The sequence below is a fragment of the Micromonospora carbonacea genome (assembly GCF_014205165.1).
GTDB classification, from domain to species: domain Bacteria; phylum Actinomycetota; class Actinomycetes; order Mycobacteriales; family Micromonosporaceae; genus Micromonospora; species Micromonospora carbonacea.
In genome coordinates this window covers 7,151,648-7,169,625 of sequence record NZ_JACHMZ010000001.1, presented here as the reverse complement: position 1 = coordinate 7,169,625, position 17,978 = coordinate 7,151,648, and the positions used below count along the sequence as shown (strand labels likewise).

Annotated in this window: 14 protein-coding genes; 9 read left to right on the top strand and 5 right to left on the bottom strand. The window is 75.7% G+C overall.

Going from position 1 to position 17,978, the window contains the following annotated elements:
• The first annotated feature begins 85 nt into the window (after nucleotides 1-85).
• Nucleotides 86-1,447 (top strand): helix-turn-helix domain-containing protein, encoded by a 1,362-nt coding sequence (locus HDA31_RS30185; protein ID WP_178066950.1) that lies wholly within the window; start codon nucleotides 86-88, stop codon nucleotides 1,445-1,447.
• A gap of 223 nt (nucleotides 1,448-1,670) precedes the next feature.
• Here HDA31_RS30185 and HDA31_RS30180 read toward each other — a convergent pair whose 3' ends face one another.
• The 3 genes from HDA31_RS30180 to HDA31_RS30170 form a co-directional block, all read right to left on the bottom strand.
• Complete coding sequence (locus tag HDA31_RS30180; protein WP_178066951.1) at nucleotides 1,671-3,170, bottom strand: cellulose binding domain-containing protein; 1,500 nt, start codon at nucleotides 3,168-3,170, stop codon at nucleotides 1,671-1,673.
• Between the two features lie 172 nt (nucleotides 3,171-3,342).
• Complete coding sequence (locus tag HDA31_RS30175) at nucleotides 3,343-3,861, bottom strand: nucleoside deaminase (protein ID WP_178066952.1); 519 nt, start codon at nucleotides 3,859-3,861, stop codon at nucleotides 3,343-3,345.
• Nucleotides 3,862-4,382: 521 nt separating this feature from the next.
• Entirely contained in the window at nucleotides 4,383-5,423 is a 1,041-nt protein-coding gene (locus HDA31_RS30170) for a DUF4192 domain-containing protein (protein WP_178066953.1), read from the bottom strand.
• Nucleotides 5,424-5,586: 163 nt separating this feature from the next.
• Between HDA31_RS30170 and HDA31_RS30165 the strand changes: the two genes are divergently transcribed.
• From HDA31_RS30165 to HDA31_RS30145, 5 genes are all read left to right on the top strand, one after another.
• Nucleotides 5,587-6,504, top strand: coding sequence for a fructosamine kinase family protein (locus HDA31_RS30165; RefSeq protein ID WP_178066954.1), 918 nt, complete (start codon nucleotides 5,587-5,589; stop codon nucleotides 6,502-6,504).
• The gene (gene moaA / locus HDA31_RS30160; protein ID WP_178066955.1) at nucleotides 6,501-7,589 is read left to right on the top strand and encodes a GTP 3',8-cyclase MoaA; all 1,089 of its coding nucleotides are present in this window, start codon (nucleotides 6,501-6,503) and stop codon (nucleotides 7,587-7,589) included. The genes HDA31_RS30165 and moaA overlap by 4 nt, the downstream gene beginning before the upstream one ends.
• A 14-nt stretch (nucleotides 7,590-7,603) precedes the next feature.
• Complete coding sequence (locus HDA31_RS30155; protein WP_246384233.1) at nucleotides 7,604-7,855, top strand: MoaD/ThiS family protein; 252 nt, start codon at nucleotides 7,604-7,606, stop codon at nucleotides 7,853-7,855.
• A gap of 9 nt (nucleotides 7,856-7,864) precedes the next feature.
• Complete coding sequence (locus HDA31_RS30150) at nucleotides 7,865-9,109, top strand: metallophosphoesterase (RefSeq protein ID WP_184871985.1); 1,245 nt, start codon at nucleotides 7,865-7,867, stop codon at nucleotides 9,107-9,109.
• Between the two features lie 103 nt (nucleotides 9,110-9,212).
• The gene (locus tag HDA31_RS30145) at nucleotides 9,213-12,401 is read left to right on the top strand and encodes a UvrD-helicase domain-containing protein (RefSeq protein ID WP_178066957.1); all 3,189 of its coding nucleotides are present in this window, start codon (nucleotides 9,213-9,215) and stop codon (nucleotides 12,399-12,401) included.
• Nucleotides 12,402-12,571: 170 nt separating this feature from the next.
• Here HDA31_RS30145 and HDA31_RS33270 read toward each other — a convergent pair whose 3' ends face one another.
• Together HDA31_RS33270 and HDA31_RS30135 are read right to left on the bottom strand one after the other, a co-directional pair.
• Nucleotides 12,572-13,255, bottom strand: coding sequence for a prepilin peptidase (locus tag HDA31_RS33270; RefSeq protein ID WP_281370215.1), 684 nt, complete (start codon nucleotides 13,253-13,255; stop codon nucleotides 12,572-12,574).
• 10 nt (nucleotides 13,256-13,265) lie between these two features.
• A complete protein-coding gene (locus HDA31_RS30135; RefSeq protein WP_246384235.1) occupies nucleotides 13,266-14,240 on the bottom strand; it encodes an EamA family transporter in 975 nt (324 codons plus the stop codon).
• Between the two features lie 918 nt (nucleotides 14,241-15,158).
• On the opposite strand from HDA31_RS30135, the gene HDA31_RS30130 reads away from it, so the two are divergent.
• The 3 genes from HDA31_RS30130 (at nucleotide 15,159) to HDA31_RS30120 (ending at nucleotide 17,928) form a co-directional block, all read left to right on the top strand.
• Nucleotides 15,159-15,641 (top strand): LppU/SCO3897 family protein, encoded by a 483-nt coding sequence (locus HDA31_RS30130; RefSeq protein ID WP_074478305.1) that lies wholly within the window; start codon nucleotides 15,159-15,161, stop codon nucleotides 15,639-15,641.
• A gap of 477 nt (nucleotides 15,642-16,118) precedes the next feature.
• Entirely contained in the window at nucleotides 16,119-16,547 is a 429-nt protein-coding gene (locus HDA31_RS33265) for an LppU/SCO3897 family protein (protein WP_178067953.1), read from the top strand.
• A gap of 145 nt (nucleotides 16,548-16,692) precedes the next feature.
• Nucleotides 16,693-17,928 carry an ATP-binding protein gene (locus HDA31_RS30120; protein WP_178066958.1) on the top strand — a complete coding sequence of 412 codons (1,236 nt, stop codon included), beginning with the start codon at nucleotides 16,693-16,695 and terminating at the stop codon, nucleotides 17,926-17,928.
• The last annotated feature ends 50 nt before the right edge of the window (nucleotides 17,929-17,978 follow it).

The window sequence follows — 17,978 nt, the reverse complement described above, 5'->3', positions numbered from 1 at the left end:
CGCCGCGCCAAAGCACCGTGCCACGATCGACACACGCTCAGTGAGCGCGGACGTGTCAGCGGTTTGGGGGAACATGCGCGTCGGCATGCAACATCGAGCTGGTTTCGGGCAGTGGCTCCGGGCGCTGCGGGGCACCCGCGGCCTGACCCAGGAGGAGCTGGCCGAGGCGTCCGGCTCCAGCGTCCGCACCATCCGGGAGATGGAACGCGGCCGGGTCCGGACACCCCAGCGTCGTACGGTCGCGCTGCTCGCCGACGCGCTCGGCCTCGCGGGCGTGGACCGCGACCGCTTCGTCGGGCTGGCCCGCGCCGGCCACCGCCCGCCACCCGGCCCCGGGGGCGTCGCCGCGTCCCCGGTGGTCCCCTCGGAGCTGCCCGCCGCCGTGCCGAGCCTCGTCGGCAGGCAGGCCGAACTCGCCGTGCTGGCCCAACTCACCAGCGGGGTCACCGACGGCAGCGCCACCACCGCCTCCGTCGTCGTGCTGCACGGCCCGCCCGGCACCGGCAAGAGCACCCTCGCCGTCGCCGCCGGGCACCGCCTCGGCGCCGCGTTCACCGACGGCCAGCTCTTCCTCGACCTGCACGGCACCGCGCCCACCCACACCGGGCCCGCCAGCGGCGCGTTCACCGACGGCACATCCGCCGGTGGGGCGTCCGCTGGCGGGGCGTTCACGGGTGCCGCGCCCGCCGGCAGCGTCGACCCGGCCGAGGCGCTGGCCGGGCTGCTGCGCTCGCTCGGCGTGCCCGAGGAGGCCATCCCCGGGCCGCCAGAACAGCGGGGCCGGCTGTTCCGCACCCTCACCCGCGACCGGCGGCTGCTGATCGTGGCGGACGACGCCGCCGACGAGGCACAGGTACGCCCGCTGCTGCCGGCCGCGCGGCACTGCCTGACCCTGGTCACCAGCCGGCGACCGCTCACCGGGCTCACCGGCGCCGTCCGCGTCACCGTCGGGCTGCTCGCCCCGCACGCCGCCTGGCGGCTGCTCGCCTCGATCACCGGCGAGGACCGCTTGGCCGCCGACCCGACGGGCACGGCCGAGCTGGTCGAGCTCTGCGGCCGGCTGCCGCTGGCGATCCGGGTCGCCGGAAACCGGCTGGCCAGCCGGCCGGGCTGGCCCGTCGCCCAGCTCGTCGCCCAGCTCGCCGACCCGCGCCGCCGGTTGACCGCGCTGACCGCCGGGGACCTCGACGTCCGGGCGGCGTTCGACGTGTCGTACCGCCGGCTCGGCGCGACGGTCGCCGGGGTCTTCCGGCGGGCGTCCCTCGTGCCGGGGACGGAGTTCGACGCCGGCCTGCTCGCCGCCGTCACGCGCGTCGACGTCGAGAGCGCGGCGGCGGCCGCCGAGGATCTGGTCGACGCCGGCCTGCTGCTGCCCCGCGGCGACCGGTACGCCTTCCACGGTCTGACCCGCATCTACGCCCGCGAACGCCTCGCGCTGGAGGAGTAAGGAAGGGCCCCCTGTTAACGCCTGAGGTAGAGAAGGGTCCCCCTCTCACGCCCGAGCGGGCGGGGCGCGCTGGCGGGGGCGGCGCAGCGGGCGGGGCGGCGCGCTGGCGGAGGCGGCGCGCGCGGGCGGGCGGTTCGGTGCGGAGGGTTCGGCGTGGCCGGCAGAACGGTGGGTCCCACCGGGTGCCCGCCCGGTGGGACCCACCCGTGGTGGGAAGCTGGGGTCAGGAGCAGGTGGCACCGTTCAGGGTGAACGGGGCCGGGTTGGTGGCGGACCCGTCGGCCGTGAAGCCGAAGCTCACCGAGCCACCGGACGGGATCGTCGCGTTGTGGTTCTCGTTGCTGACCGTCACGGACGCGCCCGTCTGCTGGAAGACGCCGTTCCAGTGCCCCTGCACGACCTGGCTCCCGCCGAACGTCCAGCCGACGTTCCAGCCGGTGACCTGCGGGCCGTCGTTGTAGACGGTGACGGCCGCCTCGTAGCCGGTGCCCCAGGAGTTGACGACGGCGAAGGACACCCGGCAGGTGGCGGCCGTCCCGGTGACCGGCACGATGTCGCCGAAGTCGTCCCGGGCGGTGGCGAAGTCCTGGAAGCCGAAACCGGGGCCCGCCGAACGGGTCGTGGTGCCGGCGGCCAGGACGGTGCCGTTGGCGTTGACGGCGTACACCGGGCCGCCGCTGTCCCCACTGCGGGCCGACTCGTCGCCGTCGAGCTGGGTGGCCTCGACCAGGTCCTCCCGGTCGTCGTAGTGGAACTGCACCTCAAGGTTGCAGACCGGGACGCCGATCTCCCAGGCCGACGTCGCGCCGGACTGGCAGAGGAGCTGGCCGGGGAACACCTCGGTCCAGCCGACCACCCGGGCCTTCACCTCGTCGTTCGAGCCGCCGACGTAGAGCCAGCCGCCGGCCGACGCAGTGCCGATGAGCATCGTGTCGTGGTCGGTGTTCTTGTGGGTCTGCACGCCGATCGGCTCGCCCTGGCCGTCGCTCCACTGCGACCCCACCGAGCCGCAGTGCCCGGCGCTGAGCAGGTGGTTGGTGCCGGTTGCCGCCTCGCGCACACCGAAGCCGACGGTGCAGCCTGCGCCCGAGTCGTTCCAGATCCGGGCCCCGCCGTTCCACGGCGCGGAGTCGTCCTCGCGGGAGCGGGGAACCAGCCGGTCCCGCTCGACGATCGTGGTGCGCACCCCGGTCGCCGGCAGCTTCGGCAGCGCCGCGTCGGCGTCGTCGACGGCGATCTCGATGCCCGAACCGTCGGTACGCAACCGCACGTCGTACGCCGAGTCGCCCGCGTCGCCATCCACCACGGGCGCGACCCGCGCGGCTGCGGCGGCCAGCTCGGTCCTGGCGTACGTCGCCTTGGCGACCTCGACCGGCGCGATCCGGCGGGCGACAGCGACGGCCGAGGCGACGTCGGCCGGGAGGCCACCCTTCCACCAGAGCGTGACGTGGTCGCCGACCAGCCCGATCCCGGCGTACCCGCGTGCCGGGCCCCGCTCCACGGCGGCCCGCAGCCCGGTCGCGGCGTCGACCAGCGGCACCTGCGCGACCATCCGGTCCCGGGTGCCGCCCGGGATCAGGTCGAGGATCGTCGTGCCCTCCGCGCCGGGAGCGGGGGCGGCCTGCGCGGGGGCGGGGGCCGCCCCCGGACCGGCCAGCGCCGTGGCACCGGCGAGGACCCCTGCGGCGAGGACGCGGGAGGTCACCTTCCAGGTTCGTTTCATGACTGAGAGTCAACCCACGGTGGTACGCCCGAACCAGGCAGGACGCCCGGCAGGAGGCTCCTGCCGCCCGTCCTGCCGGCCGCCTCCCCGGCTGACCGGGCCCGCACCTCCATGATCGTCTGTCGTTTTCGGACACTCCCGCCGGCGCGTCGTCTCACCTTTCAGCAGACGATCAAGGACCCGTCGCAGGCGACGACACGGTCAGGAGGGACTGGGCCCAACGGCGCGCGCCGGATTCCGGGGCCGTCTCGCAGTAGCGGCGGAAGAGACTGCGGCTCTCTTCGCGGCGGATGCCGCCGAACAACTTCGGTGGGGCGAACCAGGGCAGGTCGGGGCTCGGCCGCCAGGCAGCCGCCAACGCGGCCCCGCCGTCACCCGGCGACTCCAACGCGAAGTAACACTCGTCCACCCTCATCGCCATGGCCGCGCCCAGGCACATCACGCAGGGCTCCAGGCTCACCGCGAGCCGCACCGGGTGCGGCCGACGACGCCAGCCCAACGCCTCGTCGGCCTGCACCATGGCAAGCAGATCGGCGTGCACGAGTCGCCGCCCGCTCGTCCGCTCCTGCGTGTACGCCCGACCGATGATCTCGTCGCCCAGCAGCACCACCGCCCCGATGGGTTGCTCGCCGGCGGCCAGCCCCTCCTCGGCGGCCTCCAGCGCGGCCCCTACCAACTCGTCCGGAGTCACCCTCGAACCCTATCGATCGACGGTCCCCTACACCCGATACAAGTCGACAGGCCATCCACATCGAATTGCACCAACACCATGCGTGGCATACCGACGGAGGCAGGGGCGAGCAGACTTCTTGACCTGGGGAGCTAAAGATCAAGTGTGCAGTCTTCCTGCACTTGCCTGCGCAAGATCGACTCCTGCCGCACACCGTTCTCGGCTGCTTCGGGTCGCGCACAGCATACGGCGGCACCGAATCGATGCGGGTGTGCCGCAAAGTCTGGAAGCACGACGCCACTCCGCGACAGACAATCGCGCAGCAACACCCACCGGCCCTCTCCCGATCAGACGATGAATCCGAGCTGCGCATAGATCTTGGTACATTTCGGCCCCCAGGGGGCCGTTTCGTACCAAGATCTACCGATTGGGAAGCGAGCCGGGGCCGGGTGAGGCCCGGCGAACCCCCACCCACCGCGCGCCAACTCCACCAGCAGGCCAGCGAACACGACGGGCGGGCCGACCAGCACCCGCCTGAAGGATCAGGGATCACGGCGACGTCGACGGCGACGGAGCACCCCTGGGGGCCGGTTCGCCGGCCAGCCGTCGAGCTGCGACGGCGGCACCCCACGGCGCAGCAGGTCGTCGAGGAGCAGGCCGAGCGAGTAGCTCGGATGCGCCTCCAGCACCCGTTCCAGCGCCACCGCCGCCAGCGCCCCCTGCCCTGCCCGCCAGCAGGCGAAGGCGAGCAGCGAGCCAGGAGCGGCGATCAGATCCCGCTCGGCGCGGCGCAGGACGTCCGTCCAGAGGGCGATGTCCCGGTCCCGCCCGTCGGTGCGTTCCCAGGCGTGGTCGCGGACGGGCAGGTGGGTCAGCAGCAGGGTCAACCAGGCCACCTCGTCGTCGGTGAGCCGCTCGCCCCGGCGACTCGCCCGCAGGGCGGCACGGACGGCGTCGATGCCGGCCCGGCGCAGCGCCCGGCCGCCGAGCAGGTCGGCCTCGCCGGCTGCGGTGATCAGAGCGTCCAGCTTGCGGTCGGCGCGGTCGACCGCGTGACGCATCGCCACCCGCGCGGGCCCGCCGAACGGGGCCACCTGCGCGGTCAGGGCCGCCCGGTCGGGCAGTGCCACCTGGCCGGCGAAGACGGCCGCCGCGCTGACCTCGCTGGTGCCGGTGTCGTACGGGGTGCCGTCGGGCGGGCAGCAGGCCAGATCGTCGCACAGGTACGACCAGTATCGGCCGCCGGTGACCCGCAGCGCGTCGAGGACGGCCAGCCCCGCCTCGGCCAGCGAGTCGCGTACCGCGTCGACGGCCGGGGTGACCCCCGACGCGTCGCCGTAGCCGAGCACGGTGGCGGACTCGGCCCCCTGCCGGGCGATCACGCCGGCCAGGTGAACGGCGGGGTCCAGCGGGTCGTCGCCGGGACCGGGCAGGTCGGCGCGGGCGGCGAAGACGATCCGCCGGCCCTGCAGGGCGACCACCACCACGCTGTCGGCGGGGTGGAAGCCGAGCAGGTAGGGCACGGCGGCGATGAGGTCGGCGGGGGACCGGACGGTGAGCCGGGCGGGGTCGGTACGGGTCATGCAGGCAGCGTGGGCCGGGCGGGGGCACCTCCGGAGGCCCTGTGGACGACACGCCGCGCCATCCACACTACGCACAGTATTCACGCAGCTCAGCGCGCTGCATCGACGACGCACCGAAGAGGCGGCGCGCACGGCAGGGCGGCGTAGCGGCTACCTTGCGCACATGGACCTGGCGTACCTGCGGGCGCATCCGGAGCACCTCCCGACGTTCCTCACCCACCAGCGGATCCGGGAGACGCCGGTGGCCGGCGGCGACGTCTGCGCGGCGTCCCGGCTGACCCTGGACGACGGGCACTCGGTCTTCGCGAAGACGTGGCCCGCCCAGCGGGCGGGGCGGCCGGTGCCGGAGGGCTTCTTCGCTGCCGAGGCGGCCGGGTTGCGCTGGCTGCGGGAGGCCGGCGCGGTGGCCGTACCGGAGGTGGTGGTGGCGCTGCCGGAGCTGTTGGCGCTCGACTGGGTGGAGCCCGGCGAGCCGACGCCGGAGGCGGCCGAGCGGTTCGGCCGGGAGCTGGCCGCGCTGCACCGCGCCGGGGCCCCCGCGTTCGGCGCGGAGTGGGCCGGCTTCGTCGGTGCACTCCCCCAGGACAACACGCCTGACGACGGCCCCTGGCCGGCGTGGTTCGCCCGGCGACGGCTGCTGCCGTACCTGCGGATGTCGGTCGACTCCGGCGCGCTCACCACCGCCGAGGCCGCCCTGGTGGAACAGGTCGTCGAGCGGGTCGGCGAGTTCGGCGGCGACGAGCCACCGGCCCGGGTGCACGGCGACCTGTGGCCGGGCAACGTGCTCTGGGGGGCCGACGAGCGGGCGTGGCTGGTCGACCCGGCCGCGCACGGCGGGCACCGGGAGACCGACCTGGCCCAGCTGGCGCTGTTCGGCGGCCCGCCGCACCACGAGCGGATCATGGCGGCCTACCGGGAGGCGTGGCCGCTGGCCGACGGGTGGCGCGAGCGGGTGCCGCTGCACCAGCTGCACCTGCTGCTGGTGCACACCGCCCTGTTCGGCGCGGCGTACCGCGATGCGGTCGGTGCCGCCGCCCGGGACACCCTGCGCGGAGCGGGGCGCGCTACCGTCGAACGGTGACCGCCGCGCGAGGGACCGACGGCGTCCTCGTCGACCGGTACGGCCGCGTCGCCCGGGACCTGCGCGTCTCGCTGACCGACAAGTGCAACCTGCGCTGCACCTACTGCATGCCCGCCGAGGGGCTGCCCTGGCTGGCGGGGCCGCAGCTGCTGAGCGACGACGAGATCGTCCGGCTGGTGCGGGTGGCGGTGGAGCGGCTGGGGGTGACCGAGGTGCGGTTCACCGGCGGGGAGCCGCTGATCCGTCCCGGGGTGGTCGGCATCGTCGCGGCGGTGGCCGCGCTGACGCCCCGCCCCCGGATCTCGCTGACCACGAACGGGCTCGGGCTCGACCGGCTGGCCCCGGCGCTGCGGGCCGCCGGCCTGGACCGGGTGAACGTGTCGCTGGACACCCTCGACGCCGGGCGGTTCGCCCGGCTGACCCGGCGCGACCGGCTCGCGGACGTCCTCGCCGGGCTGGCCGGGGCCGCCGCCGCCGGGCTCACGCCGGTGAAGATCAACAGCGTGCTGATGCGGGGCGTCAACGACGACGAGGCCCCCGCGCTGCTCCACTTCGCCCTGGCCCACGGCTACGAGCTGCGGTTCATCGAGCAGATGCCGCTGGACGCCCAGCACGGCTGGGACCGCGCCGCGATGGTCACCGCCGACGAGATCCTCGCCACCCTGCGCACCGGAGCCGGCGCGCCCACCGAAGCCGGCGCGCCCACCGAAGCCGACCCGCACACCGGGGCCAGCCTGCCCCGCACCGGGTTCGACCTGACCCCCGACCCGGCCGAGCGGGGCGCGGCCCCCGCCGAGACCTGGCTGGTCGACGGCGGTCCCGCCCGGGTCGGCGTGATCGGCAGCGTGACCCGGCCGTTCTGCGGCGACTGCGACCGCACCCGGCTCACCGCCGACGGGCAGGTCCGGGCGTGCCTCTTCGCCACCGAGGAGTCGGACCTGCGCGGCGCGCTGCGGGCCGGGGCGGACGACGACGAGCTGGCCCGACGGTGGCGGGCGGCGATGTGGGGCAAGCGGGCCGGGCACGGCATCGACGACCCGACGTTCCTCCAGCCGGCCCGGCCGATGTCCGCGATCGGCGGGTGACCGTGCGCCACGACGTGCCCGACCAGCTCACCATCCGCTACTTCGCCGGGGCGCGGGCCGCCGCCGGCACGGCCGAGGAGACCGCATCCGCCGGCCGCGGTCTGGACGAACTCACGGACGAACTGACACGACGGCACGGCGAGCGCCTCGCCGCCGTGCTGAGGGTGGCGAGTTTCCTGGTCGACGGCGTGACCTGTCACGATCGCCGGACACCGCTGCCGGCAGGGGCGACGATCGACGTGCTGCCGCCGTTCGCGGGTGGCTGAGGAGGCTCGGTGTTGGCGGTTGTGGCTCTGGTGGGTTTCGTGCTGGTCGTGATCGGCCTCATCCACCTCTACCTGTGGAAGCGCCTGGTCGCCGACACCACCGGGTCCCGGCGGCTGCGCCGGGCCGGCGCGGTCGTGGCGGCGCTGCTCACGCTGCTCGTGCCGGCCACGCTCGCCGGCACCCAGAACGGCCTCTACTGGCTGGCCTGGCCGGGCTACGTGTGGTTGGCCCTGATGTTCTACCTGCTGGTCGTGCTGGCCGTCCTGGAGGTGCCGCTGCTGGTCGCCCGGCTAGCGCTGCGCCGCCGGGCCGTCGCCGCCGAGCCGGCCGCCGCCGCGCCGGAGCCGGTGCTCGTCGGGGCGCCCGGCGCCGCCGACCCGCCGGCCGCCGAGGCCGTCGACCCGCCCGACCACGACCCGGCCCGCCGGTTGCTGCTGGCCCGCAGCGCGGCGATCTTCGCGGGCCTCACGGCCGCGGGGACCGTCGGGTACGGGGTGCGCAACGCCCTCGGCCCGCCCCGGCTGGACCGGGTGCAGATCCCGTTGGCGAAGCTCCCGCGCGGCATGGACGGCCTGCGCATCGCCACCGTCTCCGACATCCACCTCGGTCCGCTGCGCGGCCGGGCGCACACCGAGCGCATCGTCGCGATGATCAACCGGCTGGACGCCGACCTCGTCGCGGTCGTGGGTGACCTGGTCGACGGGTCGGTCGCCGAGCTGGGCGAGGCGGCGGCCCCGCTGGGCGACCTGCGATCCCGCTACGGCAGCTTCTTCGTCACCGGCAACCACGAGTACTACTCCGGCGTGGAGGAGTGGGTGCGGGAGGTGGACCGGATCGGCCTGCGGGTGCTCCAGAACGTCCGGCAGGAGATCCGTACGCCGGCGGGGGTGCTCGACCTGGCCGGGGTGAACGACGTGACCGCCGCCGGGACCGGGCTGGCCGGCCCCGCCGACTTCGCCGCCGCGCTCGGCGACCGGGACCCGAGCCGCCCGGTGGTGCTGCTGGCCCACCAGCCGGTGGCCGCCGTCGAGGCCGCGAGGTTCGGCGTGGACCTGCAACTGTCCGGCCACACCCACGGCGGCCAGATGGTGCCGTTCAACCTGGCCGTCCGGCTCCAGCAGCCGGTCGTGTCCGGTCTCGGCGAGGTCGACGGCACGAAGGTGTACGTCACCAACGGCGCCGGCTTCTGGGGCCCGCCGGTGCGGGTGGGGGCGAACCCCCAGGTCACCCTTGTGGAGCTGCGCGCGCCCTGATCGGCGTACCGCGCCCTCGCCCCGGTGTCCAGACAAGGATTGCTCAGGTCACGCGTACGCGTGGCGGCGGGCGGGCGTCGGGGCGGGCGTGACAGGATGCGGCGTGCTCCCGTTCAGCGCCGTACCCCCGGCCGGCCCCTCGCCGTTCGTCGCGGACCTGCACATCCACTCGAAGTACTCGCGCGCGTGCAGCCGCGACCTGACCACCCCGAACCTCGCCTGGTGGGCCCGGCGCAAGGGCGTCGGGGTGCTCGGCACCGGTGACTTCACCCACCCCGCCTGGTACGACCACCTGCGGGAGACGCTGCACCCGGCCGAGCCGGGCCTGTACCGGCTCTCCCCCGAGACGGAGCGGGACGTCGCCCGCCGGCTGCCGCCCCGGCTGGCCAGCGAGGCGGAGGCGGACCCGGTCCGGTTCATGCTCAGCGTGGAGATCTCCACGATCTACAAGCGGGACGACCGCACCCGCAAGGTGCACCACCTGGTCTACCTGCCCGACCTCGACGCGGTGGGGCGGTTCAACACCACCCTCGGGCGGATCGGCAACATCGCCTCCGACGGGCGGCCCATCCTCGGCCTCGACTCCCGGGACCTGCTGGAGATCACCCTGGAGGCCAGCCCGGACGGCTACCTCGTGCCGGCGCACATCTGGACGCCGTGGTTCTCGGCGCTGGGCTCGAAGTCCGGGTTCGACGCGATCGCCGACTGCTACGCCGACCTCGCCGGGCACGTCTTCGCGGTGGAGACCGGGCTGTCGTCGGACCCGGAGATGAACTGGCGGGTCGGCAGCCTCGACCGCTACCAGCTCGTGTCCAACTCGGACGCCCACTCGCCGCCCGCCCTGGCCCGCGAGGCGACGGTCTTCGCCACGGGCCGCGACTACTTCGCGATCCGCGAGGCGCTGCGCACCGGCGACGGGCTCGCCGGCACCATCGAGTTCTTCCCCGAGGAGGGCAAGTACCACGCCGACGGGCACCGGCTCTGCGGCGTCAACTGGTCGCCGGAGCGGACCCGGGCGGCGGGCGGGCGCTGCCCCGAGTGCGGCAAGCCGCTCACCGTCGGCGTGCTCAGCCGCGTCGAGGAGCTGGCCGACCGGCCCGAGGGGCACCGGCCGGCCCACGCCCGGGACGTCACCCACCTGGTGCCGCTGGCCGAGATCCTCGGCGAACTGAACCGGGTGGGCCCGAAGTCCAAGAAGGTCGAGGGGAAGCTCAACGACCTGGTGGCCGCGCTCGGCCCGGAGCTGGAGATCCTGACCCGCGCCCCGCTCGACGAGATCGGCCGGGTCGGCGGGGAGCTGCTCGCCGAGGGCATCGGCCGGCTGCGCCGGGGCGACGTGCGCCGGGTGCCCGGCTACGACGGGGAGTACGGGGTGATCACCCTCTTCGACCCGGCGGAGCTGGGCGGGAAGGGGGCGGGGGCGCAGGCGGAGACGCTGTTCGACGTACCCGTGCCGGCGCAGCGACCGGCCGCGGAGCCGGCGGCGAAGGCGAAGCGCCCGGCCGCCGCGAAGGCCGAGCCGAAGCGGAAGCCCGCGCCGCCGGCCCCGCCGCCGCCGATCCCGCCGCAGCCCTCCCCGCACGAGCCGTTCGAGCCGATGCTCGCCGGCATGGAGGAGGTCGGCACGGGGCTGCTGGACCGGCTGGACGCGATGCAGCGGGTGGCCGCGTCCGCGCCGGGCGGGCCGCTGCTGATCGTCGCCGGCCCGGGCACCGGGAAGACCCGCACGCTGACCCACCGGATCGCCTACCTGTGCGCCGAGCTGAACGTGTTCCCGGAGCGCTGCCTCGCGATCACCTTCACCCGGCGGGCCGCCGAGGAGCTGCGGCACCGCCTCGACGGGCTGCTCGGGCCCGTCGCCGAGGACATCACCGTCGGCACGTTCCACTCGCTGGGCCTGACCGTCCTGCGGGAGAACGCGGGCGCGGCCGGGCTGCCGGCCGACTTCCGCATCGCCGACGACGCCGACCGGGCGGCGGCGAAGGCGGAGGCGGGGGAGGACCAGGCTGCCTACACCGCGCTGCTGCGCAAGCGGGACCTGGTCGACCTGGACGACCTGCTCACCCTGCCGGTGGAGCTGCTACGCGCGGACCGGAAGCTGGTGCAGCGCTACCGGGACCGCTGGCAGTGGATCTTCGTGGACGAGTACCAGGACGTCGACGCCGTCCAGTACGAGCTGCTGCGGCTGCTCAGCCCCGCCGACGGCAACCTGTGCGCGATCGGTGACCCCGACCAGGCGATCTACTCGTTCCGGGGCGCGGACGTCGGCTACTTCCTGCGCTTCTCGCAGGACTTCACCGACGCCCGCCTGGTGCGGCTCAACCGCAACTACCGCTCCTCCGCGCCGATCCTCGCCACCGCCGTCCAGGCCATCGCGCCGTCGTCGCTGGTCCGGGGCCGCCGGCTCGACCCGGCCCGGCTCGACCCGGAGGCCCCGCTGGTCGGCCGGTACGCCGCCGCGTCCGTCGCCGACGAGGCCGACTTCGTCGTACGCACCGTCGACGACCTCGTCGGCGGCCTGTCCCACCGGTCGCTGGACTCGGGGCGCATCGACGGCCGGTCCACCTCGCTGTCCTTCTCCGACATCGCCGTGCTGTACCGCACCGACGCGCAGGCCGCCCCCATCGTGGACGCCCTGGCCCGCGCCAACGTGCCCGTGCAGAAGCGCTCGCACGACCGGCTGCGCGACCGGCCCGGGGTGGCCGCGATCGCCCGCGAGCTGCGGCACGCCGACGGCTCCGGCGGCCTGCCCGCCCGGGTACGCCTCGCCGCGCAGGTGGTCGCCGACCGGTTCGCCGCGCCCACCCTCGACGGCTCCGGCGTGGTGCGCCCCGAGGAGGTCCGCGCCGCCGTCGACCTGCTCACCCCGCTGGCCCGCCGCTGCGGCGACGACCTGGAGCTGTTCCTGTCCCAGCTCGCCACCGGCGCGGAGGTCGACGCCCTCGACCCGCGCGCCGAGGCGGTCACCCTGCTCACCCTGCACGCCGCGAAGGGGCTGGAGTTTCCCGTCGTGTTCCTCGTCGGCTGCGAGGACGGACTGCTCCCGCTGCGCTGGCCCGGCTCGACGCCCGACGAGGACGCGATCGCCGAGGAGCGGCGGCTGTTCTTCGTCGGCCTCACCCGGGCCCAGGACCGGCTCTACGTCAGCCACGCGGCCCGGCGCACCCGGCACGGGGCGGAGCGGGACTGCCGGCCGACGCCGTTCCTCGACGTGATCGACCCGGGGCTGTTCGAACGCCTCGGCGAGGCGGAGCCCCGCCGTCCGAAGGACCGCCAGCTCCGCCTGCTGTGAAAGGAAGGGCCCCCTGTTAACGCCTGAGGTAGAGAAGGGTCCCCTTCTCGCGGCGGGCACGGTGGGGCGGGGCGGCGGCGCGGGCGCGACGGCGCAGGCACGGTGGGCGCGGTGGGCGCGGGCACGGCGCGCAGGTGCCGCCAGCGCGGGGCGGGGCGGTGGCGGGCGGCTCAGGCGGTGAGGGTCGCCAGCCAGGCGCCGGCGAGCAGGGCCGGCCCGAGCGGCAGCAGCGTGTCCCGGCGTATCCGGCGGGCGGCCAGCAGGCCGAGCACGATCAGCCCGTGCAGCACGTGCGGCAGGACCAGCCCGGTCAGCAGCGCCGGCCAGCCCAGCCAGCCGAGCGGCAGCCCCAGCACGGCGGCCAGCTTCACGTCGCCGAAGCCGAGCCGCGAGCCGGGCAGGAGGGCGAGCAGCGCGTACCCGAGAAACGACAGCCCCGCCCCGGTCAGCGACGCGAGCAGCCGGCCCGGTCGGCCGTCGGCCGCCGCCGCCGCGACCAGCCCGGCCGCCGCGCCGAGCGCCGCCAGGCCGACCAGGGGGTCCGGCAGCCGGAGGCAGGCCAGGTCGACCGCCGCGAGCAGCAGGCCGACCGCCGCCACCGCGAGGAACGCCGGCAGCGCCGGGCCGACGCCGGGCGCGGCACCGAGCCCGCCGAAGACCACGGCGGCCATCGCCGCCCAGGCCACCGCCGCCTTCCCCCGGGCCGCGCCGCGCCGGCCCGCGCCGGGTCGACCAGCACCGGCCCGGGCAGGATCGAGCCGGGGTACGCCGGCCCAGCGCCCCGCCAGCCACGGCACGAACGCCCCGAGCACCGCTCCGGTCAGGGCGAGAGCGAGCACGCCGGTGGTGGGCACCGGCCGGACGCTACCGCCGGGCCGGTCGGGCCGCCGCCCCGGTGCGCCGTCCGGGGCGTTCCATGCTGACCACGAGCGCGACCCCGGCGACGATCACCGCGCCGCCGAGCAGCACCTGCGCGGTGACCGGCTCCGCGGCCAGCAGCGCGCCGAGCGCGACCGCGACCACCGGGTTCACGTACGCGTAGGTGGACACCAGCGAGATCGGCGCGTGGTGCAGCAGCCAGACGTACGCGGTGAAGGCGACCAGCGAGCCGGCGACCATCAGGTACGCGAGGGCCAGCCAGGACCGTCCGGTGACCTGCCCTGGGTCGAGGTCCCGCAGTTCGCCCCGGGCGGCGGCGAGCACGGTCAGCGCCACGGCACCGGCGACCATCTCGTAGACGGTGGCGACGAACGGGTCCGTGGGCATCCGTAGCCGCCCGGCCAGGAAGGAGCCGACCGACCAGCAGGTGGCCGCCGCGACCACGGTCAGCGCGCCGGCCAGCGGTGCCGCTGCCGATCCGCCGGTCGGCAGCACGAGCAGGACCAGGCCGAGGAAGCCCAGCGTCACCCCGGCGAAGGTCCACACCCGGGGCCGGTCGCCGCCGAGCGTACGGAGCAGGACGACCAGCAGCGGGACCGTGGCGACGAGCAGCGCCGCGATGCCGGAGGGCACCGCCGTCCCGGGCGGCCCCGACTCGGCGAGCACCACCAGACCGTTGCCGCCGGCCAGCAGGAGCACGCCGACGAGCGCGGCGGAGCCGAGCTGCCGCCGGTCGACGCGCAGGGCGCCGGCGCCCCGGCGTACCCGGAGGACGAGGGCGAGCACGACGGCGGCCGCGCCGAACCGGAGGCCGGCCGACGCGAGGGCCGGCAGCGACTCCACCGCGACCCGGATGGCCAGGTAGGTGGAGCCCCAGAGGACGTAGACGACGGCCAGTGCCGCCCAGATCAGCGCCGGTCGGACCGCCGGCGCGGCGGCCGCGCCGGTCGGATCCGGCACGTTCGGTAGGGGTGGCGTAACCCGCCGGGGTGGTGATGTCATCGGTTCGCCACGCTACGGTGACCACGGCGTCGGCGTCCCTGGTTGGTGGCCGGCCTCACCGCTCGGGGTAGGAGGGTGTGCATGTCGAACTACGGACCACCGGGTGAGGGTCCCACCGGGGCGAGACCCGGGCGACGACCCGACGACGGGTACGGCACGCCGGCCGAGCCGTGGGCGGAGGACGCCTGGGGGGACGACGCCTGGGCGGATCCGGACGCGCCGCGCCGGCCGGGCGCGCCGGAGCCGGGGTACCCGGCGCAGGGCGGCCACCGGCCCGGCTCGGCCCAGCAGGGCGGCTACCGGCCCGCCCCGCACCCGGCCCCGCACCCGCACGGCGGCTACCGGCCCGAGCCGGGCTATCCGCCCGAGCCGGGCCCACCCCCCGGCTATCCGCCCTCGCCCGGCCCAGGCTATGCGCCCGAGCCCGGCCCGCGGTCCGGCTTTCCGCCCCAGGGGGGTCCGCAGTCCGGCTACCGGCCCGAGCCGGGCCCGCAGCGCGGCCGCCCGCCCGAGCCGGGCCAGCATCCGGGTTACCGGCCGGAGCCGGGTCCCGATCCGACGTACGCCGGGTATCCGCCCGAGCCGGGTCCCGCCGGGCGGTACGGTTCCCCGCAGCCCGGGCCCCCACCGGCCGACCGGGCGCCGTGGCCGGGCGACCCCGGCCGGTTCGCGGCCGGCGGCTCCCGCGAGCCGCAGCCCGGCCCGTGGGGCGGGCCGGGGCCGCACGACCCGGGGCACACCGACGTCTACCGGCCGGTGGGGGCGGGCCCGGCGCACCCCGGGGACCGGTACGTCGACGACCGGCAGGCCCCCGCGCCGTACCCGAGGTCGGGCGGGGCGCCGCCATATCCGGGCGAGCCATATCCGGGCGAGCCGCTGCCGCCCTACCCCGGCGAGGCGGGCCGCAAGCGCGGTCGGGGTCCGCTGATCGCCGTGCTGGCCACCCTGGTCGTGTTCGCGCTCGTCGGTGGCGCGGCCGTGTGGTATCTGCTGCGGCAGGACGATCCACCGCCCGCCGCGGGTCCCGTCGCGCCCAGCGCCGGTCCGACGCCGGAGGACACCCCGGCGGCGTCGACGACCGCGCCCACCGCCCCGGCGCCCGAGTCCTCGGCGGATCCCCGGTTCGTCAAGGTGGGCCAGTGCGTGCGCAACGAGGGGCCGTCGGGCGGCAAGCCCAAGCTGCTGATCAGCCCGTGCGGCCCGAAGACGTACGAGGTGTTGCGCCGGTTCGACGGGCAGACCAGCGGGGAGAAGGACGCCGAGGCGAAGTGCGCCAAGGTGGCCGGCTACACCAACTGGTACTTCTTCGACAGCCAGTTGGACACCCTGGACTTCGTGCTCTGCCTGAAGCTCCGCTGACCCGCGCCGAAGCTGCGCTGACGCCGCTCGTCCGGTGCCGCGCCCTCCGTCCGCCACACCCCTGGGGGAGAGATGTCATCCTTCGGACCGCCCGGCTCCGGCGCGCCCGACGACCCGTACGCCAGGCCGCCCGCCGGCCCGCCGGTCGACCCGACCCTGCCGCAGTGGGGCCCGCCACCCGGCGGTGACCAGCCGGGGTATCCGCCGGGCCAGGCCGCGTATCCGCCGGGCCAGCCGGGCCACCCCACCGAGCAGCCGGGCTACCCGCCGCCGGGGCCCGGGGCCGGCCAGTCGGGCGGGTACCCGCCGCCCGGTCCCTTCCCGCCCGCCAACCAGCCGGGCGGGTACCCACCCCCCGGGCCCTACCCGCCCGCCGGCCAGCCGGGACCGGCCGCGCCGTGGGGTCCGCCGCCACCCCCGGGGTACGGGCCACCGCCCGTCGCCCCGCCCACGCCGGGCCGGGGCCGCCGGATCGGCCTGATCATCGCCCTGGTGGTCGTGCTGCTGCTCTGCCCCTGTCTCGGCCTGGCCGGGTGGGGGATCTGGCAGGCGGCCGACGACGACGGCTCCGCGGCGCCGACCGTGACCGCGTCGGCGGTGCCGACGGGCGAGTCGAGCGACGTGCCGACGGCCGCCCCGACCACGGCCGAGCCGAGCCCGACCGAGGACGACGACGGGGACTTCGCCAGGGGCGACTGCGTGGTCAACGACGGCACGGACGCCAACGCCGACCTGCGGAAGGTCCCGTGCGGACCGGACACGTACGAGGTCCTGCTGCGCATCCCGGGCACCACGGACGGCGACCGGTGCAAGACGGCGTCGCCGGACGCGACCGCCAACTTCGTCAGCGACAACCCGATCAACGCCCTCGACTACGTGCTCTGCCTGAAGCGACGCACGAGCTGAGGGAGCGCGTCCGCTACCCGAAACTAGGGCTGTCTAGCGTGGACGCTAGACAGCCCTAGTTTTGCCTCGACGGCCGGCGACACGCCGGTAGGGTCCTCTACGGATGTCTAGCCTCGCAGCTAGACGGCCCGATACTGTGCGATTCGTGGATCCGGTCCGCAACCCGTACGCGCCGGGCGCCGGCCAGCGCCCGCCCGAGCTCGCGGGGCGGGGGCGGGAGCTGGACGTCTTCGACGTCGTCCTGGAGCGCATCGCCCGGGGCCGCCCCGAGCGCAGCCTGATGCTCACCGGCCTGCGTGGCGTCGGGAAGACCGTCCTGCTCAACACCCTGCGCTCGCAGGCGATCACCCGCCTCTGGGGCACCGGCAAGATCGAGGCGCGACCCGACCAGTCGCTGCGCCGCCCGGTCGCCGCCGCGCTGCACATGGCGGTGCGCGAGCTGGCCCCCCGGCACCGGGCCCCGGACCGGATCGACGCGTTCCTCGGGGTGCTGAAGGCGTTCGCCCAGCGGTCCGCGCCGACGGGTCGGGCGGGCGCGGTCCCGAAGCTGCGCGACCGCTGGCAGCCGGGCATCGACGTGCCGGCCGCGACCGGCCGGGCCGACTCGGGCGACATCGAGATCGACCTGGTGGAGCTGCTCAGCGACGCCGCGGCGGTGGCCGCCGACGTCGGCACCGGCATCGCCGTCTTCATCGACGAGATGCAGGACCTCGGCCCCGAGGACGTCTCGGCGCTCTGCGCCGCCTGCCACGAGCTGTCGCAGCTCGGCGCGCCGCTGATCGTGGTGGGCGCGGGCCTGCCGCACCTGCCGGCCGTGCTCAGCGCCGCCAAGTCGTACTCGGAGCGGCTGTTCCGCTACCAGCGCATCGACCGGCTCGACCGGATCGCCGCCGACCAGGCGCTCTGCGCGCCGGCCGAGCGCGAGGAGGTCGCGTACGAGCCGAAGGCGCTCGACCTGCTCTACGAGAAGTCGGGCGGCTACCCGTACTTCGTCCAGGCGTACGGCAAGGCCACCTGGGACCACGCGCCACGGTCGCCGATCACCGACGCGGACGTCCGGGTGGCCGCCCCCGAGGCGGAGGCCGAGCTGGCGGTGGGCTTCTTCGGCTCCCGGTTCGAGCGGGCCACGCCGGCCGAGCGCGAGTACATGCGCGCGATGGCCACCCTGTCCCTGGTGGAGGGGGACGTCGGCGGTCGGGACGACATGGACGCCGCCGTGCCGACCGCGGAGATCGCCCGGGCGCTCGGGCGCAAGCCGGCGAGCCTCTCCCCGGCGCGGGACGCGTTGATCAAGAAGGGGCTGATCTACTCCGGGGAGCGCGGCACGGTCGCGTTCACCGTCCCGCACTTCGGCCGCTACCTGCGCACCCAGCCGGCCTGAGCGCGCGCCGGGCGGTCAGAACGCGGGTGGTCGGAGCGCGGGTGGTCGGA